This is a genomic window from Streptomyces longispororuber (genome assembly GCF_024448165.1).
Classification (GTDB): Bacteria; Actinomycetota; Actinomycetes; order Streptomycetales; family Streptomycetaceae; genus Streptomyces; species Streptomyces longispororuber_A.
This window is the reverse complement of the sequence record NZ_JAMOLN010000007.1, coordinates 59,632-83,799: the sequence shown is the minus strand read 5'-3', so window position 1 is coordinate 83,799 and position 24,168 is coordinate 59,632. Positions and strand designations below refer to the sequence as shown.

Sequence of the window (24,168 nt, the reverse complement as noted above, 5' to 3'; positions counted from 1 at the left end):
CGGTAGGAAGGCGCTGTTTCACCCGCGTTGCGCCCAGGAAACCGAACGGCTCCCGAGACCGTCCCCCGCCGACTCCCCATTGGTACAGACCCATTGACGAAAGGTCTGGACCTCTCTACCGTGCGACATGCTCACGACACCCCCACTCGTCCGGCACTCATGCGGGAGGCCCCATGCCCGGTCGCCGTCGTACGCCCCGTCTCCTCGGCGCAGCCCTCGCGGCAGCCGCCGCCCTCGCCTCCGTCCTGGTCGCGGCCCCCACCGCCCCGGCCGCGGACACCTGCGCCACCAAGCCGAGACCGTCCGGAAAGGTCCTCCAGGGCTACTGGGAGAACTGGGACGGCGCCACCAACGGGGTCCACCCGCCCTTCGGCTGGACCCCGATCACCAATCCCGAACTCCCGCAGCACGGCTACAACGTGATCAACGCCGCCTTCCCCGTCATCCGCTCCGACGGCACCGCGCTGTGGGAGGACGGCATGGACGCGAACGTGAAGGTGGCCACGCCCGCGGAGATGTGCCAGGCCAAGGCCGCGGGCGCGACGATCCTGATGTCCATCGGCGGTGCCGCGGCCGGCATCGACCTCAACTCCACGGCCGTCGCGGACCACTTCGTCGAGACGATCGTCCCGATCCTGAAGAAGTACAACTTCGACGGCATCGACATCGACATCGAGACCGGTCTCACGGGCAGCGGCTCCATCACCCAGCTCTCCGCGTCGCAGGCCAACCTGATCCGCATCATCGACGGCATCCTCGCGCAGATGCCCGCCGGGTTCGGCCTGACGATGGCGCCCGAGACGGCCTACGTCACCGGCGGCAGCATCACGTACGGCTCCATCTGGGGCGCCTACCTCCCCGTCATCAAGAAGTACGCCGACAACGGCCGCCTGTGGTGGCTCAACATGCAGTACTACAACGGCAGCATGTACGGCTGCTCCGGCGACTCCTACTCCGCCGGCACCGTCGAGGGCTTCACGGCCCAGACGGACTGCCTGAACAAGGGCCTGGTCGTCCAGGGCACCACCATCAAGGTCCCCTACGACAAGCAGGTGCCCGGGCTGCCCGCCCAACCGGGTGCGGGCGGCGGCCACATGACCCCCAGCCAGGTCGCGCAGGCCTGGAACACGTACGGGGGTGCGCTGAAGGGCCTGATGACCTGGTCGATCAACTGGGACGGCTCGAAGGGATGGACGTTCGGGGACAACGTGAAGGGGCTGTTCCAGCGGACGGCAGGCGCTCCGGCGGCATCTCGGTGAACATGACCCCATGACTCAGGGACCACGTTTCGGGGAGAAGTTGCGGGCCGGGCTCGGTGAGCCCCGGCGGGCGCGGCGCATGGCCAGCAGTCCACGGTCACGGGTGTGGCGGGCCGAGGTGTCCGGCACGCCCGTGGTCGTCAAGCAGCTGGTCGAAGGTCCGGAGGCCGACGAACGGTACGCCCGCGAGGAGACCGCCCTGCGGCTCGCCTCGCGGGTCCGGCCCGCCGTGGTGCCCGCCCTGCTCGGCGCCGACCCGGCGGACCGGATCCTCGTCCTGGAACGCCTGGACGAGGGCACGCCCCGCGAGGACTGGGTGATCGACTACGCCACGGCACTGGCCCGCCTGCACGCGTGCACGTCCGACGCCGACGCGGACGTCGTGGCGGGGAAACTGCCCGCCTGGACCGGACCGGGCGAGAGCGACGTCGACGCCTTCCTCCGGTTCGCCGCGACGCTCGGCGTCCCGGCCCCGCCCGGCGTGCGGGCCGAACTGGAGGACCTGGTCGGGAGGTTGAGCGACCTGCCGGGGCACGCGCTGCTGCACGGCGACCCGTGCCCCGGCAACGACCTGCACACCGGCCGTGGCGTCCGGTTCATCGACTTCGAGCAGGCTTCACTCGGCAACGGCCTCGTGGAACTCGCCTATCTGCGCATCGGCTTCCCCACCTGCTGGTGCTCCACCGCCCCGCCGCGGCCCCTGCTCGACGCGGCGGAGGCCGCCTACCGCACGACCTGGCGCGACGCCACGGGCACCGAGGTGCCGCAGGACCTCGGCGACGTGTGCGCGGGCTGGCTGCTGCGCGGTGACGCCCTCGTCGAGCGCGCCCTGCGCGGAACCACCGACCACCTGGCAAGAGCCGTGGACCGGGACTGGACGTGGGGCACGGCCACGGCCCGCCAGCGCCTCGCCCACCGGCTCGGCGTCGTCAGCCGGATGACCGGCGCGGCCGGCGACCTCCAGGGGTTCGGACACCTCGCCGACGCCGTCCGCCGGAACATGCTCACCCGGTGGCCCGACCTGCGACCGCTGCCCCTGGTCCGGCCTTAGGGCCGGTCTCGGGCACGTCCCTACACCGGCAGCAACCGCCCCACCAGAGCGCTCAGTTGCCGCGCGTTGCGGCACTCGTACATGTCGACGACGTCGCCGTACACCCCGGCCGCCGAGTCGCCCGTGTCCCACTGGGAGCGGGGCTCCGGATTGAGCCAGTGGACGCGGCGGGCGGTGCGGGCGACGCGGCGCAGCGCCGGGAGGTTCGGGTCCTGCTGGTTGTTGCGGGCGTCGCCGAGGACGAACACCGAGGTGCGGGGGCCGACCGCCGCCTCGTAGCGCTCGACGAACTCACCGAGGGCCGTGCCGTAGTCGCTGCTGCCGTGCCAGCCGGTCAGCGTCGCCTCGGCGGCGATCCGGGCGCCGAGGCCCTCGGGGTCGGCGGTGCCGTGCGCGATGAGATCGGTGACCTCGTCGATCCGGTTGACGAACGCGAAGACGCGGATCTTGCTGAACTGGTCGTGCAGCGCCTGCACCAGCAGCATCGTGAAGTTGGCGAAGCCCGCCACCGAACCGGACACGTCGCAGAGCAGGACGAGTTCGGGCCGGGCCGGGCGGCGTCTGCGCAGCACCGGACGCATCGGCACCCCGCCCGTGGACAGCGAACCGCGCAGCGTGCGGCGCAGGTCGATGTGGCCGCGGGAGGCGCGGCGTCGGCGTGCCGCGAGGCGCGTGGCGAGCTTGCGGGCCAACGGGTGGACCGTGCGCCGCAGTTCGGCCAGCTGCTCCTTGCCCGCGTACAGGAACAGGGTGCGGTCGGGCGTCTGCACCGGCATCCGGCGGGCGATCTCGTCCGTGCCGCGCCGCTCCGCGACCCGCCGCCGCGCCTCGCCGCGCACCTGCTCGCGGAACTCCTCGATGCGGCGCCGGACCTCGTCGGCCTCGATGCGGTCGGTGAACGCCCCCGACTGCCCGCCGCCCGACCGGATGCCGGCCATGATCCCGGCCAGCAGCGTCTGCGGGCGCAGCCGGTCCAGGGTCTGCTGCGACGACCAGCCGTTCGCGTCGTAGCCGCCGAAGGCGTCGACGGCCTCGGCGGCCAGCCGGGCTAGCGCCGCCCGGTCGTTCGCGGCCAGCGCCTCGGCCAGCCGCTCGCGAAGCCCGTCCCGGTCCGGGGGACCGGACGGCCCCTCCGGCGCGCCGACACTTCGCGGGAAGTACAGCTCGAAGACCGGGTCGAAGACGGCGCGCTGCCCCTGGTCGTGCAGGAGCGCGGCGGCCAGGCCCTCGCGCAGGTGCTCCCGGTTGTCGAGGCCGAGGGCCGCCACGGCCTGCGCGGCGTCCACGCTCTCGCCCGTGCCGATCCGCACCCCGTGCGCACGCAGGGCCCTGACCAGTGACGTCACCCGGTCCGCGACCGAAGGGGCCGTGCCGGTCGTGCTCACACGGCGCCCAGTTCGAGCTTCGCGGCCGCCCTGTCGACGTCCTCCTGGTGCTTGAGGACGACACCGAGCGAGGCCCGTACGACCTCCTCGTCGAGCCGGTCCGCGCCCAGCGCCAGCAGGGTGCGCGCCCAGTCGACCGTCTCCGCGACCGACGGCACCTTGCGCAGGTCCATCGCGCGCAGCGCGCCGACGACCCGGACGAGGGACTCGGCGAGCACCGCGTCGAGCTCCGGCACCTTCAGGGCGACGATCCGGCGCTCCAACTCCTCGTCGGGGAAGCCGATGTGGAGGAACAGGCAGCGGCGGCGCAGCGCCTCGGACAGCTCCCGGCTGGCGTTGGAGGTGAGCACCACGAACGGGCGGCGGGTCGCGCTGATCGTGCCCAGCTCGGGGACCGTCACCTGGAAGTCGGAGAGCACCTCCAGGAGCAGGCCCTCCACCTCCACGTCGGCCTTGTCCATCTCGTCGATGAGCAGGACCTTCGCGTCGTCGCCGCGGATCGCGGCCAGCAGGGGCCGGGTCAGCAGGAACTCCTCGCTGAAGACGTCCGTGCGCGTCTGGTCCCACGTCTCGTCGCGGCCCGCCGTGATCCGCAGCAACTGCTTGGCGTGGTTCCACTCGTACAGGGCACGCGACTCGTCGACGCCCTCGTAGCACTGCAGCCGGATCAGCCGCGCGTCACTGATCGCGGCGACCGCCTTCGCCAGCTCCGTCTTGCCGACGCCCGCCGGCCCCTCGACGAGCAGCGGCTTGCCGAGCCGGGCGGCGAGGAAGACGGTGGTCGCCACCGCGGGCGAGGCCAGGTAACCGGTCTCGGCCAGACGTGCGGTGACATCGTCCACGGAAGTGAACAACGGGGCCTCCAGGGCGGTGCGTCACGGATTCCCAGCTGATCAGGTCCGGCCGCCGTCCACAACAGCTCGCGCGCCTTCATGGCGAACGTCACGTACGCCGCCGTCTGCTGAGTCTCGTCCGAGGACCCACTGGCGTTCCGTCCGTATCCTGACCGCATGAGGCGTACTTCCTTTGCCGACTGGCCCTGCTCCATCGCCCGCACCATGGACCTCCTGGGTGACTGGTGGACACCGCTCGTGCTGCGCGAGGCGTTCTACGGGATCACCCGCTTCGACGGCTTCCAGCAGGAGCTCGGCATCGCCCGGACGACCCTCGCCGAGCGGCTGCGCCGGCTCGTCGACGCGGGGCTGATGGAGAAGCGCGCCTACGAGACGGCGCCGGTCCGCCACGACTACGTCCTCACCGAGAAGGGCCGCGACTTCTTCGGGGTGCTCGCCGCCATGAACGCGTGGGGGAACCGCTGGCTGTCCGGCGACGAGGGGGCGCCGGTCGTCTTCGAGCACGACCGGTGCGGGCACGTCGGCGACGCCGCCGTGGTGTGCGCCGGCTGCGGCGAACCGCTGACCGCCGACGCCGTCCGGCCGCGGACGGGCCCGGGCTATCCGCCCCGGCTCGCCGCCCGCCCCGACGTCCGCGCGCGGTTCGAGCAGAGCTGAGACCGGCTCCGGCCCTGCCCGGTACCTCTTGACGTAGTGAGTCCATCTACGAAACTCTCGTGGTCACAGCCGGTTCAGCAGAGAGGTGGGCCACGATGGAGTGGACAGGCGCGCGCTACGCGGACACCCCGACCGTCGCCGTGCGGCGCGGCATCGAGGCGTCGCCCGAGCGGGTGTGGGAGCTGGTCACGGACATCGCCCTGATGCCGCGGCTCAGCGACGAACTGCAGTCGGTCCAGTGGCTCGGGGGGACGACGGCCCCCGCCGTCGGGGCGCGCTTCGTCGGCCGCAGCCGGCACGACGCGTTCGGCGAGTGGGAGACCACCTCGTACGTCGTCGAGTGCACGGCGCCGCGTGTCTTCGCCTGGGCCGTCTCCGACCCCGAACGGCCCAGCGCCGTCTGGCGGTTCACCCTGGAAGCACGCGACGACGGCACGACGGACCTGACCCAGTGGATGCGGCTCGGCCCGGGCCGCTCCGGACTCTCCTTCGCGATCGACCGGATGCCGGAGAAGGAGCAGAAGATCGTGTTCGTACGGATGCGGGAGTTCGAGCGGAACATCGGCGCGACCCTCGACGCCCTGAAGGCCATCGCCGAAGGGGCGGGGGAGCGCTGATGCGGACGTCGACGACGATCGAGGCGTCCGGCGGCGACTGGCGCGAGACGGTCGACTTCGTGACCGAGGCCGAGAAGCTCGGCATGGACGTCTGCTGGGTCGCCGAGGCCTGGGGCTCCGAAGCGCCCTCGCCCCTCGGCTACTTGGCGGCCCGTACCGACCGGATGCTGCTCGGCTCCGGCATCATCCAGCTCGCCACCCGGACCCCGGCCGCCATCGCCCGGGCCGCGATCACCCTCTCCAACATCTCCGGCGGCCGCTTCCTGCTGGGCCTCGGACCGTCCGGGCCGCAGGTCATCGAGGGGCTGCACGGCGTCCCCTTCGCGCGCCCGCTGGCCCGGATGCGGGAGACGGTCGAGATCGTGCGGATGGCGGCGGCCGGCGAGAAGATCGCCTACGAGGGGCGGGAGTTCACCCTCCCGCTGCCCGGCGGCGACGCCCGCCCGATGCGGCTGTCGATACGGGCCGAGCACGAACTGCCCGTGTACCTGGCCACGTTGTCGCCGAAGATGCTGCGACTGACCGGCGAGGTGGCCGACGGCTGGCTCGGCACCAGCTTCGTGCCCGAGGGGGCGAAGGAGGCCTACTTCGACCACCTCGACGCCGGCCTCGCCGCCGCCGGCCGCACCCGGGCCGACCTCGACGTCTGTCAGGGCGCCGAGGTGAACTTCGCCGAGGACGAGGAGACGCTGCGCGCCGTCGTCGCGAGCCGCAAGAAGGAACTCGCCTTCAGCCTCGGCGGCATGGGCTCCGCCACCACGAACTTCTACAACCGGGCCTACAGCAGGCAGGGCTGGTCGGAGGTCGCCGCCGCCGTGCGCGAACGCTGGCAGGCGGGCGACCGGGACGGAGCCGCGGCCCTGGTCACCGACGACATGGTCCTCGCCACGACCCTGATCGGCACCGAGGACATGGTGCGGGCCCGCCTGGCCGTGTGGCGGGACGCCGGCGTCGACACCGTCCGCCTCTACCCGGCGGGCGACACCCTCGACGCGCGGCTCGCCACCCTCGGGCGGGCCATCGAGCTCGTACGGGAGGTGGACACCGCCGACTGACCTCCTGGGGCCGGGCCCCTGACGTCAGCGCGGGGCGGCGAGCCGCAGCGCTGCCCGCTGTGCGGACGGCCGGCGTTCCGTCGGCTGCGGGTGGCCCGACCACCACGCGGTGTCGCCCTCGATCCGGCGCAGCAGGATGCCCTCCCGGATCGCCCACGGCGAGATGGTGAGTGCGCGGATGCCCATCAGTTTCATCGCCGTGTGGCCGACGAGCGCACCGGCCAGCGACTGGGCCGCGCGCGGCGCCGAGATGCCCGGCAGTTCGGCGCGGCGCGCGGCGGGCAGCGCGGCGAGCTCCGTGACCGCGCAGCCGAGCGCCTTGCGCGTCAACTCCCGGCGCACGAAAGGACCGTGCCGGCCGGGCGGCGCGCCGCACAACCGGGCGAGCTGGGTGAACGTGCGCGAGGTGGCGGCCGCGGTGAGCGGACCCTCCCAGCGGATCCGCGCCGCCACGTCCCTCAGCTGGTGCCGCACGTGGCGGCGCAGCGTCCTGAGCGTCTCGTCCGAGGGCGGCTCGCCGTCGCGCAGGTGCTCCCGCGTGAGACGGCCCGCGCCCAGCGGCAGCGAGATCGCGAAGTCCGGCAACCGCCCCCGCCCGAAAGCGACTTCGAGCGTTCCGCCGCCGATGTCGAGCACACCGAGCGGGCCCGCCCGCCAGCCCATCCAGCGCCGCGCGGCGAGGAACGTCAGCTCGGCCTCCACCTCGCCCGGCAGCACCCGCAGCCGCACGCCGGTGCCCTCCTCCACCGCCCGCAGCACCTCGTCCCGGTTGGGCGCGTCCCTGACGATGGCCGTGGCAAACGCGAACGGCTCGTCGCTGCCCCACCGTTCGGCCTCCGCGCAGGCCGCCCGGACCGCCTCGACGATCGACTCCACGGCGCACGGGCCCAGTCGTCTCTCCCCGTCGACCTGCTCCGAGAGACGGAGTCTTCGCTTGGCCGTGTGCACCGGCAGAGGTGCCCCGTCCCGCGCGTCCGCGATCGCGAGCCGCACCGTGTTCGACCCGACGTCCACCACACTGATTCGCATGATCGACCGAGTACCCGAAAGCATGGACGTCAAAGCGTCGGCGGCGCCGTGTCCAGCGCGGCCCTGATCCAGTCGCGGGACCGCGCCGGGTCGATGACCGCGTCGATCTCCAGGGCGGCCGCCGCGTTCACCGCCTTGCCGTGCTCGTACAGTTCGGCGACCCGCGCCTCGAACGCCCGCTCCCGCTCCGCCGGATCGGCGATCGCCGCCAACTCGCGCCGGTAGCCGAGCCGCACCGCGCCCTCCAGGCCCATCCCGCCGAACTCGCCGCTCGGCCAGGCGGCCGTGGCGAGCGGCGCCCGCGTCGAACCGCCCATCATCGCCATCGCGCCGAGCCCGTACGCCTTGCGCAGCACGAGGCAGACCAGCGGCACCGTCAGCCGGGCGCCCGCCACGAAGAGGTCCGCGAACTGCCGTACCGTGGCGGTGCGTTCGGCGTCCGGGCCGACCATGAAGCCCGGTGTGTCGCACAGCGAGAGCACCGGCAGCCGGAACGCCTCGCACAGCCGCAGGAACCGGGCGGCCTTGTCGGCGGCGTCCCGGTCCACGGCACCGCCCAGATGCCCCGGGTCGTTCGCGATCAACCCCATCGGACGGCCCTCGATCCGGACGAGCGCCGTGACGACGCCGACGCCGAAGCCGCGGCGCAGTTCGAGGACCGAGCCGGTGTCGGCGAGCCCGTCGATCGCGGCGCGGACGTCGTAGGCGCGCCGCCGGTTCTCCGGCACCGCGTGCCGCAGCAGCCGCTGGTCCGGCGCCTCCCAACCGTCCTGCGGGCCCTGGAAGTACGCGAGGTAGGCGCGGGCGACGCGCACCGCCTCCGCCTCGTCGGCGACCGGCAGGTCCACGACGCCGTTCGGGACCTGCACCGACAGCGGGCCGATGTCCTCGGCCCGGTGCACCCCCAGGCCGCCGCCCTCGATCATCGCGGGGCCGCCCATGCCGATGTTCGCCTCGGGCGTCGCGATGATCACGTCGCAGCTGCCGAGCAGCGCCGCGTTGCCCGCGAAGCAGCGGCCCGACGCGATCCCGACGAGCGGCACCCGGCCGCTGAGCCGGGCCATCCGGTGGAACGTCGTCACGTTCAGGCCCGCGACCGACGTGGTGTCCGTGTCGCCGGGGCGGCCCCCGCCCCCCTCCGCGAACAGCACCACGGGCAGCCCGCGCTCCTCGGCCACGTGCAGCATCCGGTCCGTCTTGCGGTGGTTGTTGAGGCCCTGGGTGCCGGCCAGCACCGTGTAGTCGTACGACATCGCGACCACGGGAGCGCCGCCGATCCGCCCGGTGCCGGTGACCATGCCGTCGGCGGGCGTCCTGCGGACCAGCTCCTCCAGGGGCCGCCGCTGCCGCTGCGCCGCCACGGCCAGCGCCCCGAACTCGGTGAACGTGCCCGGGTCGCACAGGTCCTCGATGTTCTCCCGGGCCGTGCGCCGCCCCGCCGCGTGCCGCTTGGCGACGGCCTCCGGACGGTGCTCGTCCAGACCGAACACGTGCCTCGCCACCACATCGGCGAGGTCGGGCCGCACGGCGTCCGGGTCGACGGCGTCGGCCGCGTCCTGCTCGGCGGGGCCGTCGTCCGTCACGTCCAGGAGCACCAGGGCGGCGCCCTCCGCGACCGTCTCGCCGACGGTGGCGCGCACCGCCCGGACGACGCCGGACCGCTCGGCGCGGACCACGTGCTCCATCTTCATCGCTTCCAGGACCAGCAGCGTCGCCCCGGCCGTCACGACCCGGCCCGGTGCGGCGTCGAGCGCGACCACGGTGCCGCTCATCGGCGCGGCGACCGTGCCCGCCTCCTGCGCGGCCCGCTCCGGCAGCGCGGGCACCAACGCGGGGAGCCGGCGCGGCACGAAGCCCGTGTCGACGCCGCCGGCCGTGAAGCCCGGGTCGCCGAGCAGCGCGCGCAGCAGCGGGATCCCGGTGTCCACGCCGTCCACCGCGAACTCGTCGAGGGCCCGCCGCGCCCGTGCGCACGCCGCCGCGAAACCGCCCTGCGGGGCGTGCGCGACGACCTTGGCGAGCAGCGAGTCGTAGCGCGAGCTGATCTCCGTGCCGGTACGGGCGGCCGTGTCGACCCGGACGCCGGGGCCCGTCGGCACGTCGAACCGCGCGATGCGGCCCACCGACGGGCGCACCGCTCCGTCGGGCGCCGTGACCTCCGCGTTCACCCGCACCTGCACCGCGTGGCCGCGCGGCGCGGGCGGCGGCCCGGCCAGCCCCAGCGCGGCCAGGTCCTCGCCCGCCGCGATCCGCAGCTGCGCCGCCACGAGGTCGACGCCCGTCACCTCCTCCGTCACCGTGTGCTCCACCTGGAGCCGCGGATTGGCCTCGATGAACACGAATTCCTCGCCCCTGACCAGGAATTCGACCGTCCCCAGGCCCGTGTGGCGGGCGCTGCGGGCGAGCCGCAGCGCGCTGTCGAGCAGCCGGTCCCTGACCGCGGCGTCGAGGCCGGGGGCCGGGGCGATCTCGACCAGCTTCTGGTGGCGGCGCTGCGCACTGCAGTCCCGCTCCCACAGGTGCTGCACCGCGCCCGCGCCGTCCGCGACGACCTGCACCTCGATGTGGCGCGCGCCCTCCCACAGCCGCTCCACGTACAACTCGGCCCGTCCGAAGCCCTGCCGGGCCTCGGACCTGCACCGCTCCCAGGCGTCCGTCAGCTCCTCGCCGGTGCGCGCGACCCGCATCCCGCGACCGCCGCCCCCGCCCACCGCCTTCACCATCACCGGACCGCCCGCGAGGAACTCCCGCGCCTCGTCGAGCGTGGTGTCACCCGCCGTGCCCGGCAGCACCGGCACCCCCGCCCCGACCGCGAGGGCGCGGGCCCGCGCCTTGTCCCCGAACAGGTCGAGCACCTCGGCCGAGGGGCCGACGAAGGTGATCCCCGCCCCGGCGCACTGCCGCGCCAGCTCGGACGATTCGCTGAGGAACCCGTACCCCGGGTGCAGGTACCCGCAGCCCGCCCGGTGCGCCGCGGCCACCAGGGCCGCCGCGTCGAGATAGCCGCCGGGCTCCAGCGGCACGCACTCGTCCGCGAGAGGGAGGTGCGCGTCGTCGCCCGGCTCGTGCACCGCGACCGTGCGCAGCCCCAGCTCGGCGGCGGCGCGCAGCACCCGGACGGCGATCTCCCCGCGGTTGGCGACGAGTACGGCGGCAGACCCCATGTGCCCCTCCGGCGGATCGTGGTCGCGAGCTGCGCGACGCTCGAAAGACCCCGTCACTCTCATTGACACTGACGTCAACGTCAATACTCTGGCGCTGTGGCACGCAGACAGCAGACACAGCAGGAGTGGGCGACCCGCACCGCCCGGGACCGCACCGACGCACCGGCGCGCGGGCGGCTGCTCGACGCGGCGGAGTCCGTGTTCGGCCGGCTCGGGTACGGGCCGGCGACCGTCGCGGACATCACCGCGGCGGCCGAGGTCTCGCGGGCGAGCTTCTACGTGTACTTCGCGTCCAAGGACGAGGTGTTCCGGGTCCTCGCGGCGCGGGTGCGCGACGCGTTCCTCGCCGCGCAGGACGTGCCCGGCGTGGACACGGACGACGTGGCCGCGGTCGCCGGGGCGTCCACCGCCGCGTTCATCGCCGCGTACGCCCGCCACCTCCCGCTCCTCGTCCTGCTCGAACAGCAGGCCCGCGCCGACGCCGAGGTGCGGGCGCTGTGGGAAGAGATCCGCGAGCGGCCCGTCCGCCGCGCCGCCCGCTACGTACGCCGGGTCACGGACCAGGGGCGGGCCCGCCCGGTCGTCGACCCGCTCACCCTGTCCCGGGCCGTCGGCGGCATGAGCGTGGAGTTCGCCCGGCTCGTCGCCGAGCGCCCGGCCGCCTATGACGCGGCGGTCCGCGACGTCACCGCCATGTACCTGCACCTCCTCGGCATCGGAGCACCACCCCAGCAGTAGCCAGCAGCAGGGAGCCGCACGTTGTCCACCGGCATATCGACCGACGCGTACCTGACCGACCTCCGGGCCCGCCAGAGCAAGGCGAGGCAGGGCCGCCAACCGGCCGAAACGACTCACCCCGCAGGGGAGTCGACGCTGCCCGCGCACGTCGCGCGGTGGGCGTCGCTCCACCCCGACCGGCCCGCGATCGTCACCGACGCAGACACCCTCTCGTACCGCCGACTCGACGACAGCTCGGCCCGGTTGGCGGGCTGGCTGGCGGAGCACGGGGTGCGGGCCGGTGACCGGGTCGGTGTGTTCCTGCCCAACGGGTCCCGGTTCGTCGTCGCACTGCTCGCCGTGCTCCGGCTCGGCGCGGTGCACGTACCGGTCAACCCGATGTTCCGGGCGGCCGAGCTGCGCCACGAACTGAACGACGCCGCACCGGAGTTGGTGATCACCCGGAACGACCTGCTGCCGGTCCTCGACGACGTGCGCGACGACACCCCGGTGCGCACCGTGCTCGCCGACGCCGACTGGCCCGACGCCGTCGCCCACGCCCGCCACGAGGACATCGCCGACGACCTCGACGCGCTCGCCGCCCTCAACTACACCGGCGGCACCACCGGACTGCCCAAGGGCTGCGAACACACCCAGCGCCACATGGTCTACACGGCCACCGCCATCGACAACGGCCGGATGCCCGACCCGGACGAGACGGCCCGCGGCATCGTCTCCCTCTGCTACCTGCCCGTGTTCTGGATCGCCGGCGAGAACCTCGGGATCCTCGCCCCGCTCGTCTCCGGCGGCACCAGCGTCCTGCTCACCCGCTGGAACGCCGCCGAGGTCCTGCGCGCCGTCGAGACCCACCGCGTGAGCACCATGGCCGGCACCGTCGAAAACTACCTGGAGCTCCTCGACCACCCCGAATTCGCCCGGCACGACCTGACGAGCCTCACCGCCCCGCTCACCGTCTCCTTCATCCGCAAGCTCACCCCGTCCCTGCGCGCCAGGTGGAAGGCGGCCGTCGGCGACCGCAGCGTGCTGCGCGAGGCGTCGTACGGCATGACGGAGACCCACACCAGCGACACCAACACGCTCGGCTTCCAGGACGGCGACCACGACCTGCTCAGCGACCCCGTCTTCTGCGGACTCCCGGTCCCCGGCACCGACTTCATGGTCGTCGACTTCCACACCGGCGCACCGCTGCCGCTCGGCGAACGCGGCGAGATCGTCGTCCGCGGACCCTCGGTGCTCACCCGCTACTGGCGGGCGCCCGCCGCCACCGCGAGCGCGCTGCGCGACGGCTGGCTGCACACCGGCGACATCGGCGCCCTCGACGAGGAGGGCTGTCTGCACTACCTCGGCCGCGACAAGGACATGATCAAGGTGAAGGGGATGAGCGTCTTCCCCACCGAGGTCGAGACGCTGCTCGCCCAGCACCCGGACGTGCTCGCCGCCGCGGTCGTCGCCGTCGACGACCCGGTCAGCGGACAGCGGCCGTACGCGTTCGTGCGGGCCGTCCCCGGCTCGGCGCTCACCGGCGACGACCTGCGCGCCTGGGCGGTCGCGTCGATGGCGCCGTACAAGGTGCCCGGCGTCGTCGAGATCCTCGACGCACTCCCGCTCACCCCCACCGGGAAGATCAGGAAGACGGAGCTGACCGCTCGAGCCAGTCGCACGCGGCCCGCGCCGTGAACTCCTCCTGACCGCCCTTGAACAGCAGGTCCGCCGTGGTGAACGCCGGGTCGTCCGCCTGCGCCGCAACGTACGGCAGCGCGATGCAGCGCATGCCCGCCGCGTGCGCCGCGGCGGCGCCCGGCGCCGCGTCCTCCAGGACCACGCAGTGCGCCGGTGCCACCCCCAGCCGGCGGGCCGCCTCCAGGAAGACGTCCGGCGCGGGCTTGCCGTGCTCGACCTCGTCCGCCGACACGTACCGGGTGATGAGGGAGTCGAGGCCGGTGCCGGTCAGGATCGCCTCGATCGCGTCCGACGACGACCCCGACGCAACGATCATCGGCAGGCCCGCCGCGTGCAGCCGCTCCACGAACAGGCGCATCTGCGGGAAGACGTGCGTGTCGGCCCGGGCCAGCTCCAGATAGCGGGTGTTCAGGTCGTCGAGCAGCTCGGTGACCGGGGCGGCGATGCCGTACCTCCCCTTCCAGATCCCGAGGGTCTCCAGGGTGGAGATGCCGACGTACGTCTCGTGGTCGGCCCAGGTGAAGCCGGTGACGCCGTACCGGCCGAGCGTGCCGAGGGACGCCCTGAAGTAGTTGGGCTCGCTGTCGACGAGGGTGCCGTCGAGGTCGAAGACGACCGCGGTGCCGCCGAAGTGGTACGGGGAGTCGATCGGGGCGTTCATGCACACCAGCATGCAGGACATCGGCGCCGGACGATCACCGGAGGCGGATCAGCGGCGCCGGTCCTCCCGGGGCAGGGCGGCCATGAGGGCGGCGCCGCACACGAGGAGGGCGGCGCCGGCGAGCAGCGCGAGGGAGAAACCCCGGGTCGCGGCGTGCCCGCCGTCCCCGTGGCGCGCCGCCAGCGCGACGAGCACCGCCACCCCCACGGCGCCGCCGATCTGCTGGACGGAGCTGAGGACGGCCGACCCGAGCCCCGCGTCGTCGGTGGTGCCGGTGAGCGCGGCGACGGTCAGGGCGGGCAGGCTCAGCCCGCACCCCACGCCCATCGACGTGCCGACCCCGACCGACGACCGGGTGCGCGCCGTGGCCGACGCGCTGCTCGCCGACCCCGGCGACCCGCGGAGCCTCGACGCCCACGCGCGGGCCGTCGGGGCCGGCCGGCGCACGCTGACACGGCTGTTCGTCCAGGACACCGGTATGACCTTCGACCGCTGGCGCACCCATGCGCGGCTGCGCGCCGCCCTGCCCCTGCTCGCCGAGGGACAGTCCGTCTCCCGGGTCGCCCACGCCGTCGGATACGCGACGCCCAGCGCGTTCCTCGCCGCGTTCCGGCGCACCGTCGGCACCTCGCCGGGGCGCTACCTCAACGGCGACGCCTGACCGCCCCTGACCGGGTCGCGGCCGGGGCCGGGCGCCGTGGACCGGCCGATCGCCTCGACCAGCGGCAACAGCCGGTGCGGCACCCGCTCGCGCAGGGCGACCTCGGTCCGGGTGCGGACCACGCCGGGCAGCCGGTTGAGCTGCTGCACGACGTCCTCCAGGTGCGCGGCGTCGCGGGCCACCGCGCGGGCGAGCAGGTCCCCGCCGCCGGTGATCGAGTGCGCCTCGATGATCTCCGGTACCCCGGCGAGTTCGTCCGCGACGTCGGCCAGGTGCCCCTGGGTGACCTCGATGTGCACGAACGCGAGGACCGGGTGGCCGAGCGCCGCGGGGGAGAGCGACGGGGCCGCGCCGGTGATCACCCCGTCGCGTTCGAGACGGTCGAGGCGGGCCTGGAGGGTGCCGCGGGCCACCCCGAGGGTCCGGGCGTACTCGCGCACGCTGGTCCGCGGCTGCTCCAGGAGGAGGCGCAGGATGCGGGTGTCGAGCTGGTCCACGGCCATACGCGTACGGCTCCTTCGGTGGCGCGGTCGATCCGCGCCGACTGTACCAATGGCTCAGTCGCCGCCGCCCGTCGCGGCCACTGCGGCCAGCACGGGGGCGAGCTGCCGGGGCAGCGTCGCGGCCGTCGGGTCGACGCTGCCGTCGAAGAGGGCCGAGCCGATCGTGAAGGCGTCCGCCCCGGCGGCGGCGAGCGCCGCGATCTGTGCGGTGCCCGAGATGCTGCCCGCCACGACGAGCCGCCCCGCCGTCGCGGCCCGCGCCGCCCGGACCAGGTCGAGCGGGTCGGCCTGGGTGGACCGGTAGGCGAGCAGGTCGACACCGGCGCAGCCCGCCGCCCCGGCCCGCCGGCAGTCCTCGGCGATCCGGCCGGGCGTGCCGCCGAGCCGCGTCGGATGCCCGGTCGGCTCCCCGACGAACGGCAGGTATGCGAGGTCCGATCCGTCGAGGACGCCGAGCGTCTCCTCGATCCAGGTGCCGCCCATCAGCGAGTCGACGCCCAGGTCCACGGCGACCCGCGCCGATTCGAGCGCGGCGGCGCGGCTGGTGCTGACGACTTCGAGATAGCTGGTGGCGCCCAAGTCCCTTATGCGTGCGGTGAGTTGACGCAGGGTGCCCGGGTCCGCCCCGACGTCCTTGAAGCCGATGTGGCGCAGGCCGAGACCGGCGACCGCGTCCAGGGTGTGCAGACAGTCGGAGACCGTGCGGTCCGCGCGGGTCAGCATGAGGATGAAGTCCATTGCACGTGCTCCTAGTTGTCGTACCCGGAGTGCGGCGCGGTCAGTTCGTCGGCGTGCCGCAGCGCCGTGAGCAGGCTCCGGTGGTCGGCGACGCCCCGGCCCGCGAGGTCGAACGCGGTGCCGTGGTCGACGCTGGTGCGCACGAACGGCAGCCCGATCGTGATGTTCACGCCGTGCTCGAGACCGAGGTACTTGACCGGGATCAGCCCCTGGTCGTGGTACTGGGCGACGACCGCGTCGAACTCGCCGGAGCGCGCCCGCAGGAACACCGTGTCGGCCGGCCACGGGCCGCTCGCGTCGATGCCCTCGGCGCGTGCGGCCCGGACGGCGGGCGCGATGACGTCGAGGTCCTCGCGGCCGAACAGACCGTTCTCGCCCGCGTGCGGATTGAGCCCGGCCACCGCGATCCGGGGCGCGCGCGGACCGGCCCGGTGCAGCGTGCGGTGGGTGAGCCGGACGACGTCGAGCACGCGCGGCGTGGTGATCGCGTCGAGCGCGGAGCGCAGCGACTGGTGCACCGTCACCAGGACGACGCGCAGCTCGTCGGTGGCCATCATCATCGCGTAGTCGGTGCTGCCGGTCAGCTCGGCGAGGATCTCCGTGTGGCCCGGGTGCGGGATGCCCGCGAGGCGCAGCGCCTCCTTGTTGACGGGCGCGGTGACCAGTCCGCGGACCGCACCCGCGAGGGCCAGCTCGATGCCGCGCCGCACGTACGCGTAGGCGGCCTCGCCCGCCCGTGCGTCCACCTCGCCCCAGGCGGGCGGCCGGCGCAGCTCGGTCTCCGCGATCAGCTCGACGTCCCCGGGCCGCATGGCGAACTCGACGCCGGTGGCGGCCGCCGCGCGGGCGAGGACGTGCGGGTCGCCGATCACGACGACCGGGGCGGTGCGCGCCGGATCGGCGCAGGCGCGGACCACGATCTCCGGGCCGATGCCCGCGGGATCGCCCAGGGTGAGCGCGAGGGGGAGCGGCCGGTTCACGCGGCACCGCCCAGCCGCCGGTAAAGACGCAGCAGGGTCTCGTCGTCACCGAACCCGCCCGCCTTGATCACCACCGGGACGCGGGGCAGGCCCGGCGGCCCGGTCAACAGGCCCTGCGCGACGCCGGGTTCGGGCTCGTCGAGCAGGTCGAAGCCGTCCGCCCCGGCGGCGGTCAGGACCGCGGCGGCCGTCTCGCCCCCGGTGACGACCAGGGCGTCGACGGTGCCGTCGGCCAGCTGCGCCCCGGCCCGTTCCGCGAGGTCCTTGAGGAGGGCGAGGGGGTCCCGGCGGTCGTCGGGCGTGTGCAGGAGGCGGGCGCCGGGGACGTGCCGCAGCAGCGTGGCGAGCTGACGCCGGGAGGCCGGGTTGGCGCTGCCGACGACGACCAGGGGCGCACGGGCAGGCGGCTGCGGCAGGGCGGCCGACGGGCCGGCGGGGGCGAACCGCCGCGCGAGCGCCCCCGCCAGGCCCGGCGAGCCCACCCACAGCACGTCGGCGGGGTCGGGCACGGCCGCCACAAGGCGGGCCAGATCGGCGTCGGTGGCCGCGTCGCCGATGAACAGGCCGCCCGCGCCGAGCAGACGGGGGAGCGTGCCGTCCGGCGTCGCGAGCAGGGCCTCGGGGAGGATCTCGCGCAGGTCCGCACAGCGCACCGGATGCACCGGGTCACGGCCGAACTCGCTGCGGTGCACCGGTACGTCGGCCACGTACTGCACGCCCCGGACGGTGGTCCGCCGCTGTGCGGGGAACGCGGGGGCGACCACCGCGGTGCGCCGCCCCGAGCCCTGCCAGGCGGCCCGGATCTCGGCGGCGAGATGGCCCCGGAGCGTCGAGTCGACCGTCTTCAGGAGCAGACCGGAACCGCCCAGCAGCCGGGCCGCGTCGGCCGTCCGGGCCGCCGCACGCTCGGGGCCGCCCGTCCGGGTGTCGAGGTCGACGGCGAGCACCCCGTCCGGCTGGGGCGCGGCCGGTGCGGCGAGCAGGACGCGGGCCGGACCGAACGGGGCGGCGCCGTCCCCCGCGCTGGTGAGGTCGTCGGCGAGGATCGAGACACGCAAGGTGGGGTCCTTCGTCGGGGGTGGGATGACGGGTTCATCGTGCGGTCGCGGGGCGTCCGCGACAAGCGACCGTTTCTCACCGGAGGTGTGCGCACGGCTCACAGGTGTGGCCGGTCCGCCCCTGCCCACCGCGCGGAACCCGTGACTAGAGTTCACCCATGCCCCGCCCCGACCTGCCCCCGCTCGGCACCCTGGAGCCCTTCGAGGCGACCGTGCGGCACGGCAGCATGACCGCCGCCGCCCGCGAACTCCACGTGACGCACGGCGCGGTCAGCCGGCAGGTCCGCGGGCTCGAACGGGCCCTGGGCGTCGAGCTGTTCGAGCGGGGGCCGCGCGCGCTCGTCCCGACCCCCGCGGCCCGCCGGCTCGCCGCGACGGTCCGCGACGCGCTCGACGGGATCGAGACGGCCGCCCGCGAGATCGCCCGCCGCCCGCCCACCGGCCCGCTCACCCTCTCCTGCGAGCCGACGCTCCTGATGCGCTGGCTCATCCCGCGCCTGCCGGACCTGGCCGAGCGGGCGCCCGACGTCACCCTGCACCTCGTCGCCGCGGGCGGCCCCGTCCACTTCGACCGGGACGGCATCGACCTGGCGATCCGCCGGGACGACTTCCCGTTCCCCGCCGACACCCACGCCACCCGGCTGTTCGCCGAGCACGTCGGACCCGTGCACCGGCCCGACGCCCCGGCCGCCGGAACGCTGCTGCACACCGCCACCCGCCCCGACGCCTGGGACGACTGGCGCCGCCGCACCGGGGAGCCGTACCCGGCCGCGTCCGAACAGACCCTGGAGCACTTCTCGCTCACCCTGCAGGCCGCCGCGTCGGGCGTCGGCACCGCCATCGGCCCGTACGCGCTCGTCCACGACGACCTGGCGCGCGGCGCTCTGACGGCCCCGTACGGCTTCGTGCCCGACGGGACCGCGTACCATCTGCTGGGCCGCCGCCCGGTGGAGAGCGATCCGCGCACGGCCGCGCTGCGCGACTGGCTGCGCTCGCTGGCGGCCGAGCCGGGCCCGTCCTGACCACCGCCCACCACCACGACGCACCGCCGAAACCGCCGTCCAGTGGCCTGCGACCGTGTCGTACGCCGGCCGGATGCGAAAGCCCGAGGGCGCCGACGGCGAGCGGATGGGGTTCGTCACCGCGCTGGTGCGCTCCTCGTCCCTGGTGAACGCCGTGTACGCGGAGTCGAGCCGGCTGCCCGGACTCACCCCGCAGCAGGGCCAGTTGATGTGCGTCCTGATGCCGCAGCCGTACGGGATGCGGGAGCTCGGCACGATGCTCGGCCTCGCCAAGTCCAGCCTGACCGGACTCGTGGACCGCACCGCGCGGCGCGGTCTGGTGCGCCGGGAGCCCGACCCGGAGGACGGGCGGGCCGTGCGGGTCGCCCTGACCGTGCGGGGCGCCGCCCTCGTCGGGGAGTTCTACGACGAGACGTGCCGACGCGTCGCCCGGCTCCCCGACGGCCTCACCGACACCGAGCGGGACACGCTCGCCGACCTGCTCGCCCGCGTCGTCCGCGACAACAAGGTGCCGGTCGTCTTCGGGGACTGAGCGACAGCCCCCGATCCGCCGCTCCTGGGCGGCGGACCGGTTCACCGCGCGGCCTCCACCGGGGCCGGCAGGGCGACGAACCCGCCGTCGTGGTGCACCAGCGGCCCCGCGTCCGAGACCCGCCCGGCCCGCACCACGAGCCCGATGACCAGGGCATGGTCACCGACCGGACGCCAACTGACGGGCGTGAGGACCAGCCGGGCCAGGACCCCGTCGAGCGCGGGCAGACCCAGCGGATCCCGGTACCAGGACGTCCGCGGCCCGAACCGGGCCCCGCCGGGACCGCCGAAGATCCGGGCCACCTCCTCCTGGCCTTCCGCGAGCAGCTGCACCATCACCCAGGTCGCGTCCCGCACCGCCGTCCACGACGCGGACCGCAGCCCGACCGTGAACGACATCAGCGGTGGGTCGAGGGAGAGCGACACCAGCGACGTGACGCAGAATCCGACCGGCCGCTCCCCGCCGACCGTGACGACGGCGACGCCCTTGGCGTGCCGCCGCAGCACGGAGCGCACCAGATCGGCGCGCTCCGGCCGGACGGGCCCCGCGACGTCGCAGTCGCCGCTCACGCCGCCCCCTCCCGCAGGGCGTCCCCGGCCCGCGCCGCGATCTCCTCGGCGTGCGGCGACACGTCGTCGGAGCCGAGCGCGGCGAGATGGGCCCGCCAGTCCGCCACCGCGCCCGCCGCGTCCCCGAGGGCGAAGCGGCTGACGCCCCGCAGGTACAGCGGCTCCGGGTCGGCCCGGCCCGCGGCGGCCAGCACCCGGTCCAGATCGGTCACGGCCCGCCGGTGCTCGCCCAGGGCCTGCAGCGCCACCGCCCGGTTGACCCGCAGCTCCGGGTCGTCCACGAGCGCGAGCGCCGCGTCCAGATCGCCGACCGCGTCCTCGGTCCGGCCCGCCTCGAACGCGAGCACCGCCCGGTTCGCCCACGCCGCGACACAGGTCGGATCGGCGTGCAGCGCCGTCGAGTAACTCTCGTACGCCGCTTCGACGTCCCCGAGCTCCGAGAACAACGCCCCCTGAGCCGCCCGGAGTTGCGCGTGGTCCGAGGCGAGGGCGAGGCCGTGCTCGATGTCGGCGGCGGCCCGGTCCAGCACGCCGCGCGCGAGCAGCAGGTCCGCGCGGTGCACCAGCGACTCGACGTGATCGGGCTCCAGGTCCAGGGCATGGTCCAGATCGCGCAACGCGCCCGCCTCGTCGCCGAGTTCGCGCAGCAGGTCGGCCCGGTTGAAGTGCGCCTCGTAGAACGGCGGCGTGAGCCGGATCGCCGCCGCGTAGTCCGCCAGCGCCTCCCGGTGCCGGCCGAGCGCCCGGTGCTGGGCGGCCCGCTCGAAGTAGTAGTCGCCGTAGTCCGGGTCGCGGCGGATCACCTCGTCGTAGTCGGCCAGCGAGTCGGCGTGGTCGTGCCGGGCGCCGCGCACCTGCGCGCGGTTGTACAACAGCACGCTGCGGTGCAGGAGTTGCTCGTCGGGACCGAAGTCGGCGTCGGTGATGGCCATCGCCTCGTCGACCAGCGCGAGCGAACCGTCGACGTTGCCGCGGTGCAGCTCCACCAGGGCCCGCGCGTTGCGCATGAACGCCCGTACCAGGATCCGCTTGTGCGGGTCGGGGTGCACGTCGGCGATCGAGATCGCCGTGTTCACCCACGCGAGGGCGAGGTCCTCGTCGTGCGCGTCCTTCGGCAGGAACCGGGTGTACAGCATCGCCATGAGGTACGCGGTGCCCATGTGGACGTCCGGCGAGGTCGAGCCGCGCCGCATCTCCTCGAAGTAGGGGAACGCGTCGTGGCCGCGCCCCAGGTAGCACAGGCACGCGCCGATCTTGTGCGTCAGGTTCCAGTAGGTGCGGGTGGGTTCGGCGTCGTCGAGCAGGGCGCGGCCCCGCAGCGCGAGGTCGACCACGGCCTCGTAGAACCCCTTGTCGAAGCAGACGCCGACGGCCTCGACGATCGACCGGACGCCCGCGCCGGCCGGGTCCGTGCCGCGCTCCAGGTGGTACGGGATCGCGCCGAGCCGCAGGGTCGGCTCGTCGCGCTCGGCGAGCAGTGCGGCGCGCGCGGTGTGCCGGCGGGCCCGCTCCTCGGCGGGCAGCGCCTCGTAGGCGCAGCGCAGGCGCGGCTCCTCGGTGGTGCCGTCGGCGTCGACGTAGAGCTGGGCGACGTCCGTGTCGGGCAGCAACTCCGGGTCCACATAGGGGAGTCGGGGTGCCCGGTGGGCGTGGGCGGCCAGTGCCCGGCCGAGCAGGTCGTCGGCGGCCCCCGCGCCGTCCACGACCACGGTCAGCACCGCGGGATCGCAGCGCCGCAGCAGCACCGCGACCAGGTCGCGGTCGGTGGGGTCGGCGTCGTCGAGGCCCCGGAAGGCGATGGTGACGCCCTTCGGGTGGGCCGCCTCGGCCCAGTCCACGAGGAGTTCGGCCACGCCGTGGGCGATGCGCAGCGCCCGGGTCGCCGGATAGAAGCGGGTGCGTTCCTTGGCCGAGGCGAGGTTGGTGAGCGTCTGCGGCGGGGTCGGCACGATCGCCATCAGTTCGGGTGCGATCGACTCCACCTCCAGCGCCCGGGCGGCCGCCACCAACTCGGCGTCCCGTTCGACCAGTTGGGGAACGGCCTGGTGGAGGAGGAAGTGCGCGGCGGTGAACGGGCCGCGTAACCGGCGGTGGCAGCGCACGTGCAGGGAGGCGGCGGGCGGCGGCTCGCCGTCGGTGGCCTGTGCGGTGGCGTCCAGCCACCAGTGACGGGTCGGCAGGGCGGTCATGTCAGGGCTCCTTCGGAGGACGGCGTGGGAGGGCGGGACCGGGCGCGCCGGTCGCGCAGCGTGACGTGGACGAGCAGCCCGATCTGCAGGGCCGACAGGGCGATGAAGCCCGCCGCGTCGACCAGTTCCCAGAACGAGGTGTCGGCGCCGCTCAGCCGGCCGGCGATCGTCGACCAGAAGTGCAGCGCGGTGGGGAGGCCGGCCCAGGCGAGCGAGGCCAGCGAGAACCCGTACCCGGCGATGAGCAGCGGCGCGTACCAGCGGGCCACCGCCCGGTCGCGCTCGGACCACTCGGTGTCCGGGACGGGCGGAGCGAGACGCAGCGCGCGCCGTACGCCGCTGCGGATCCGGAAACGCGTCGCGTTCTGCAGATCCGTGCAGCGGGCCGCGGTCGTCACCACGTAATAGATGTCGGTCTCCAGATAGAACAGGAATTGCCAGATGAGTCGCAGGACGCAGGTGAATGCGACAGCGAGACAGAGTTTGTGAATCCACGACGGAATTCCATGACCGTCGAGCGCGAGCGACGTCAGGGTGAGTCCGCACAACAGGACGACATCGGCCACCATGCCCGCGCAGAACGGAAGATAGCGTTTGCGGCGGTCGACGCTCAGCAGGGAATCGAGCCGGGTCTCCGCGACCAGGTAGTAGAGCCGCCGCCCGATTCCCAGCGTCGACGGCAGGCCGAGCCTGCGGCCGGCGAGCGCGTGGAACCCCTCGTGGATCACGATGCACGGAATGGCGAGCGCGAAGATCGTGATCGGGATCAGCGACAGGTCGTGGGTGAAGAACACCTGGTGGTACGAGGGCCTGAGCCCGGGATCGCGGACCATCACGGTCACCGCGCCCGCCACGACGACGCCGTACGCCAGCCAGGCGGGCACCCCGAAAAGGAGTCGCCCGAGCCCCTGCCAGCGGACCGTGGGGGCGTCGGGCTGCGCCTCGTCCGTCCGGAGGAACCCCAGCTCGGACAGGGTCTCCAGGAAGTCGTCCATATCGAGCGGCGCCCCGCAGACCCGCTCGTACCAGTCGGCCACCTCGGCCACCGGCAGCCCGTCGGCGAACATCCGCAGGGCCTGCGCCCCCTCCTCGGGGAACACCGCGTACGACCCGGTCTCGGGCCGGCCGATCATGACGCCGTCGTCCTCGGCCACCATCGTGAGCCGGTGCAGACGCACGGTCGTGCTCATCGCGCACCTCTCTGTGAGGAACCGGAGCCGGGCCCCGAAGGTGGCCCGGCTCCGAGCCGCGGGCAGGACTTACGCGGCGTCGCCGCAGAGGTAGTAGCAGGCGGTGGTCAGACGGATCGGACCGGCCTTGCGGACGGAAATCTTCTTCATGGCGTTCCCCCTTCCCGGAGAGATTGGACTTGTGCGAATTCCCGGAATCGCTGATGTGCTCCCAGCATCAGCACCCGCATTCGGGCCTGTCAACGAGGAACGGAGACGTCCGGAAAATAATTTCGAGACGTGTTCGGAAGGGATTCGGGACGGGTCGGGACGGGTTCTCCGAGGAATTTCGGGCAGCGGGAAGCCCGACTCCGAGCGGCGGAAAAAGGAATTCAGGAAATACCTGAGAGGAAGAGAAAACGATCAGCGGAGCGCTCTGCGCACCATCCGTACCTCCCGCACGGCCCCCGTCGGTCCCGGCTCGACGCCGGTCTGCAGTCTCCTACGGAGAGGGTCGCAGCAGCGTTCAACTCGGTTGCGGCCGGGGTCGGTTGACCGGGGTTCCGGCAGGTCGGGCAAGTTCGCGGTGTTGATCGC

22 protein-coding genes and 1 pseudogene are annotated in these 24,168 nt (G+C 73.9%); 10 read left to right on the top strand and 13 right to left on the bottom strand.

The window, feature by feature from the left end:
* The first annotated feature begins 173 nt into the window (after positions 1-173).
* Both M4J07_RS03705 and M4J07_RS03700 read left to right on the top strand, forming a co-directional pair.
* The gene (locus tag M4J07_RS03705) at positions 174-1,259 is read left to right on the top strand and encodes a chitinase (protein ID WP_255967112.1); all 1,086 of its coding nucleotides are present in this window, start codon (positions 174-176) and stop codon (positions 1,257-1,259) included.
* Positions 1,260-1,269: 10 nt separating this feature from the next.
* On the top strand, positions 1,270-2,310 hold the full coding sequence (locus M4J07_RS03700) for a phosphotransferase (protein WP_255967111.1): 1,041 nt from the start codon (positions 1,270-1,272) through the stop codon (positions 2,308-2,310).
* Positions 2,311-2,330: 20 nt separating this feature from the next.
* Here the strand turns inward: M4J07_RS03700 and M4J07_RS03695 are convergent, their stop codons facing one another.
* Together M4J07_RS03695 and M4J07_RS03690 are read right to left on the bottom strand one after the other, a co-directional pair.
* Positions 2,331-3,695 carry a vWA domain-containing protein gene (locus M4J07_RS03695; RefSeq protein WP_255967109.1) on the bottom strand — a complete coding sequence of 455 codons (1,365 nt, stop codon included), beginning with the start codon at positions 3,693-3,695 and terminating at the stop codon, positions 2,331-2,333.
* The gene (locus M4J07_RS03690) at positions 3,692-4,549 is read right to left on the bottom strand and encodes an AAA family ATPase (RefSeq protein WP_255967102.1); all 858 of its coding nucleotides are present in this window, start codon (positions 4,547-4,549) and stop codon (positions 3,692-3,694) included. Before M4J07_RS03690 ends, M4J07_RS03695 begins: the two co-directional genes overlap by 4 nt.
* A 156-nt stretch (positions 4,550-4,705) precedes the next feature.
* Between M4J07_RS03690 and M4J07_RS03685 the strand changes: the two genes are divergently transcribed.
* The 3 genes from M4J07_RS03685 (at position 4,706) to M4J07_RS03675 (ending at position 6,878) form a co-directional block, all read left to right on the top strand.
* The gene (locus M4J07_RS03685) at positions 4,706-5,206 is read left to right on the top strand and encodes a winged helix-turn-helix transcriptional regulator (protein ID WP_255967100.1); all 501 of its coding nucleotides are present in this window, start codon (positions 4,706-4,708) and stop codon (positions 5,204-5,206) included.
* A gap of 95 nt (positions 5,207-5,301) precedes the next feature.
* Complete coding sequence (locus tag M4J07_RS03680) at positions 5,302-5,823, top strand: SRPBCC family protein (protein WP_255967098.1); 522 nt, start codon at positions 5,302-5,304, stop codon at positions 5,821-5,823.
* Positions 5,823-6,878, top strand: coding sequence for an LLM class flavin-dependent oxidoreductase (locus M4J07_RS03675; RefSeq protein WP_255967096.1), 1,056 nt, complete (start codon positions 5,823-5,825; stop codon positions 6,876-6,878). Before M4J07_RS03680 ends, M4J07_RS03675 begins: the two co-directional genes overlap by 1 nt.
* 24 nt (positions 6,879-6,902) lie before the next feature.
* Here the strand turns inward: M4J07_RS03675 and M4J07_RS03670 are convergent, their stop codons facing one another.
* Positions 6,903-7,907, bottom strand: coding sequence for a Ppx/GppA phosphatase family protein (locus M4J07_RS03670; protein WP_255967094.1), 1,005 nt, complete (start codon positions 7,905-7,907; stop codon positions 6,903-6,905).
* A gap of 29 nt (positions 7,908-7,936) precedes the next feature.
* Positions 7,937-11,071 (bottom strand): acetyl-CoA carboxylase family protein, encoded by a 3,135-nt coding sequence (locus tag M4J07_RS03665; RefSeq protein ID WP_255967092.1) that lies wholly within the window; start codon positions 11,069-11,071, stop codon positions 7,937-7,939.
* A gap of 96 nt (positions 11,072-11,167) precedes the next feature.
* On the opposite strand from M4J07_RS03665, the gene M4J07_RS03660 reads away from it, so the two are divergent.
* Positions 11,168-11,809 (top strand): TetR/AcrR family transcriptional regulator, encoded by a 642-nt coding sequence (locus M4J07_RS03660; protein WP_255967090.1) that lies wholly within the window; start codon positions 11,168-11,170, stop codon positions 11,807-11,809.
* A gap of 21 nt (positions 11,810-11,830) precedes the next feature.
* Positions 11,831-13,486 carry an AMP-binding protein gene (locus tag M4J07_RS03655; RefSeq protein ID WP_255967088.1) on the top strand — a complete coding sequence of 552 codons (1,656 nt, stop codon included), beginning with the start codon at positions 11,831-11,833 and terminating at the stop codon, positions 13,484-13,486.
* On the opposite strand, the gene M4J07_RS03650 is transcribed toward M4J07_RS03655, so the two are convergent.
* Both M4J07_RS03650 and M4J07_RS03645 read right to left on the bottom strand, forming a co-directional pair.
* A complete protein-coding gene (locus M4J07_RS03650) occupies positions 13,434-14,150 on the bottom strand; it encodes an HAD family hydrolase (RefSeq protein ID WP_255967087.1) in 717 nt (238 codons plus the stop codon). The genes M4J07_RS03655 and M4J07_RS03650 overlap by 53 nt on opposite strands.
* Positions 14,151-14,198: 48 nt before the next feature.
* Positions 14,199-14,471: a hypothetical protein gene (locus tag M4J07_RS03645; RefSeq protein ID WP_374214986.1), complete on the bottom strand. Its 273-nt coding sequence runs from the start codon at positions 14,469-14,471 to the stop codon at positions 14,199-14,201.
* On the opposite strand from M4J07_RS03645, the pseudogene M4J07_RS03640 reads away from it, so the two are divergent.
* Positions 14,455-14,811, top strand: a pseudogene (locus M4J07_RS03640) (helix-turn-helix transcriptional regulator); the annotation flags it as partial. The gene M4J07_RS03645 and the pseudogene M4J07_RS03640 sit on opposite strands and share 17 nt — an antisense overlap.
* Here M4J07_RS03640 and M4J07_RS03635 read toward each other — a convergent pair.
* The 4 genes from M4J07_RS03635 to M4J07_RS03620 are packed head-to-tail and all read right to left on the bottom strand — an operon-like array spanning position 14,790 to position 18,090.
* Positions 14,790-15,314 carry an Lrp/AsnC family transcriptional regulator gene (locus tag M4J07_RS03635; RefSeq protein ID WP_255967086.1) on the bottom strand — a complete coding sequence of 175 codons (525 nt, stop codon included), beginning with the start codon at positions 15,312-15,314 and terminating at the stop codon, positions 14,790-14,792. The pseudogene M4J07_RS03640 and the gene M4J07_RS03635 overlap by 22 nt on opposite strands.
* A gap of 54 nt (positions 15,315-15,368) precedes the next feature.
* Positions 15,369-16,052: a hypothetical protein gene (locus M4J07_RS03630; protein WP_255967085.1), complete on the bottom strand. Its 684-nt coding sequence runs from the start codon at positions 16,050-16,052 to the stop codon at positions 15,369-15,371.
* Positions 16,053-16,063: 11 nt separating this feature from the next.
* Positions 16,064-17,032, bottom strand: coding sequence for a 4-hydroxythreonine-4-phosphate dehydrogenase PdxA (gene pdxA / locus M4J07_RS03625; RefSeq protein WP_255967084.1), 969 nt, complete (start codon positions 17,030-17,032; stop codon positions 16,064-16,066).
* Complete coding sequence (locus M4J07_RS03620; protein WP_255967082.1) at positions 17,029-18,090, bottom strand: four-carbon acid sugar kinase family protein; 1,062 nt, start codon at positions 18,088-18,090, stop codon at positions 17,029-17,031. Before M4J07_RS03620 ends, pdxA begins: the two co-directional genes overlap by 4 nt.
* A gap of 158 nt (positions 18,091-18,248) precedes the next feature.
* On the opposite strand from M4J07_RS03620, the gene M4J07_RS03615 reads away from it, so the two are divergent.
* Positions 18,249-19,112 carry a LysR substrate-binding domain-containing protein gene (locus tag M4J07_RS03615; protein ID WP_255967080.1) on the top strand — a complete coding sequence of 288 codons (864 nt, stop codon included), beginning with the start codon at positions 18,249-18,251 and terminating at the stop codon, positions 19,110-19,112.
* Between the two features lie 106 nt (positions 19,113-19,218).
* Positions 19,219-19,644, top strand: coding sequence for a MarR family winged helix-turn-helix transcriptional regulator (locus M4J07_RS03610; RefSeq protein WP_255967143.1), 426 nt, complete (start codon positions 19,219-19,221; stop codon positions 19,642-19,644).
* A 41-nt stretch (positions 19,645-19,685) separates the two neighbouring features.
* On the opposite strand, the gene M4J07_RS03605 is transcribed toward M4J07_RS03610, so the two are convergent.
* Genes M4J07_RS03605 through M4J07_RS03595 form a run of 3 tightly spaced genes read right to left on the bottom strand, consistent with a single transcriptional unit; the run spans position 19,686 to position 23,592 of the window.
* On the bottom strand, positions 19,686-20,213 hold the full coding sequence (locus tag M4J07_RS03605; RefSeq protein WP_255967078.1) for a flavin reductase family protein: 528 nt from the start codon (positions 20,211-20,213) through the stop codon (positions 19,686-19,688).
* Positions 20,210-22,402 (bottom strand): tetratricopeptide repeat protein, encoded by a 2,193-nt coding sequence (locus tag M4J07_RS03600; RefSeq protein ID WP_255967076.1) that lies wholly within the window; start codon positions 22,400-22,402, stop codon positions 20,210-20,212. The genes M4J07_RS03605 and M4J07_RS03600 overlap by 4 nt, the downstream gene beginning before the upstream one ends.
* Positions 22,399-23,592 (bottom strand): hypothetical protein, encoded by a 1,194-nt coding sequence (locus tag M4J07_RS03595; protein WP_255967074.1) that lies wholly within the window; start codon positions 23,590-23,592, stop codon positions 22,399-22,401. Before M4J07_RS03595 ends, M4J07_RS03600 begins: the two co-directional genes overlap by 4 nt.
* Positions 23,593-24,168: the final 576 nt, after the last annotated feature.

Excerpts from the sequence above, each read along its gene's own strand:
- M4J07_RS03610 (WP_255967143.1), top strand. The coding sequence starts at position 19,219 with ATGGGGTTCGTCACCGCGCTGGTGCGCTCCTCGTCCCTGGTGAACGCC.
- M4J07_RS03705 (WP_255967112.1), top strand. The coding sequence starts at position 174 with ATGCCCGGTCGCCGTCGTACGCCCCGTCTCCTCGGCGCAGCCCTCGCG.
- M4J07_RS03685 (WP_255967100.1), top strand. The coding sequence starts at position 4,706 with ATGAGGCGTACTTCCTTTGCCGACTGGCCCTGCTCCATCGCCCGCACC.
- M4J07_RS03700 (WP_255967111.1), top strand. The coding sequence starts at position 1,270 with ATGACTCAGGGACCACGTTTCGGGGAGAAGTTGCGGGCCGGGCTCGGT.
- M4J07_RS03675 (WP_255967096.1), top strand. The coding sequence starts at position 5,823 with ATGCGGACGTCGACGACGATCGAGGCGTCCGGCGGCGACTGGCGCGAG.
- M4J07_RS03595 (WP_255967074.1), bottom strand. The coding sequence starts at position 23,592 with ATGAGCACGACCGTGCGTCTGCACCGGCTCACGATGGTGGCCGAGGAC.
- M4J07_RS03665 (WP_255967092.1), bottom strand. The coding sequence starts at position 11,071 with ATGGGGTCTGCCGCCGTACTCGTCGCCAACCGCGGGGAGATCGCCGTC.
- M4J07_RS03630 (WP_255967085.1), bottom strand. The coding sequence starts at position 16,052 with ATGGACTTCATCCTCATGCTGACCCGCGCGGACCGCACGGTCTCCGAC.
- M4J07_RS03615 (WP_255967080.1), top strand. The coding sequence starts at position 18,249 with ATGCCCCGCCCCGACCTGCCCCCGCTCGGCACCCTGGAGCCCTTCGAG.
- M4J07_RS03600 (WP_255967076.1), bottom strand. The coding sequence starts at position 22,402 with ATGACCGCCCTGCCGACCCGTCACTGGTGGCTGGACGCCACCGCACAG.
- M4J07_RS03650 (WP_255967087.1), bottom strand. The coding sequence starts at position 14,150 with ATGAACGCCCCGATCGACTCCCCGTACCACTTCGGCGGCACCGCGGTC.
- M4J07_RS03680 (WP_255967098.1), top strand. The coding sequence starts at position 5,302 with ATGGAGTGGACAGGCGCGCGCTACGCGGACACCCCGACCGTCGCCGTG.
- M4J07_RS03670 (WP_255967094.1), bottom strand. The coding sequence starts at position 7,907 with ATGCGAATCAGTGTGGTGGACGTCGGGTCGAACACGGTGCGGCTCGCG.
- M4J07_RS03635 (WP_255967086.1), bottom strand. The coding sequence starts at position 15,314 with ATGGCCGTGGACCAGCTCGACACCCGCATCCTGCGCCTCCTCCTGGAG.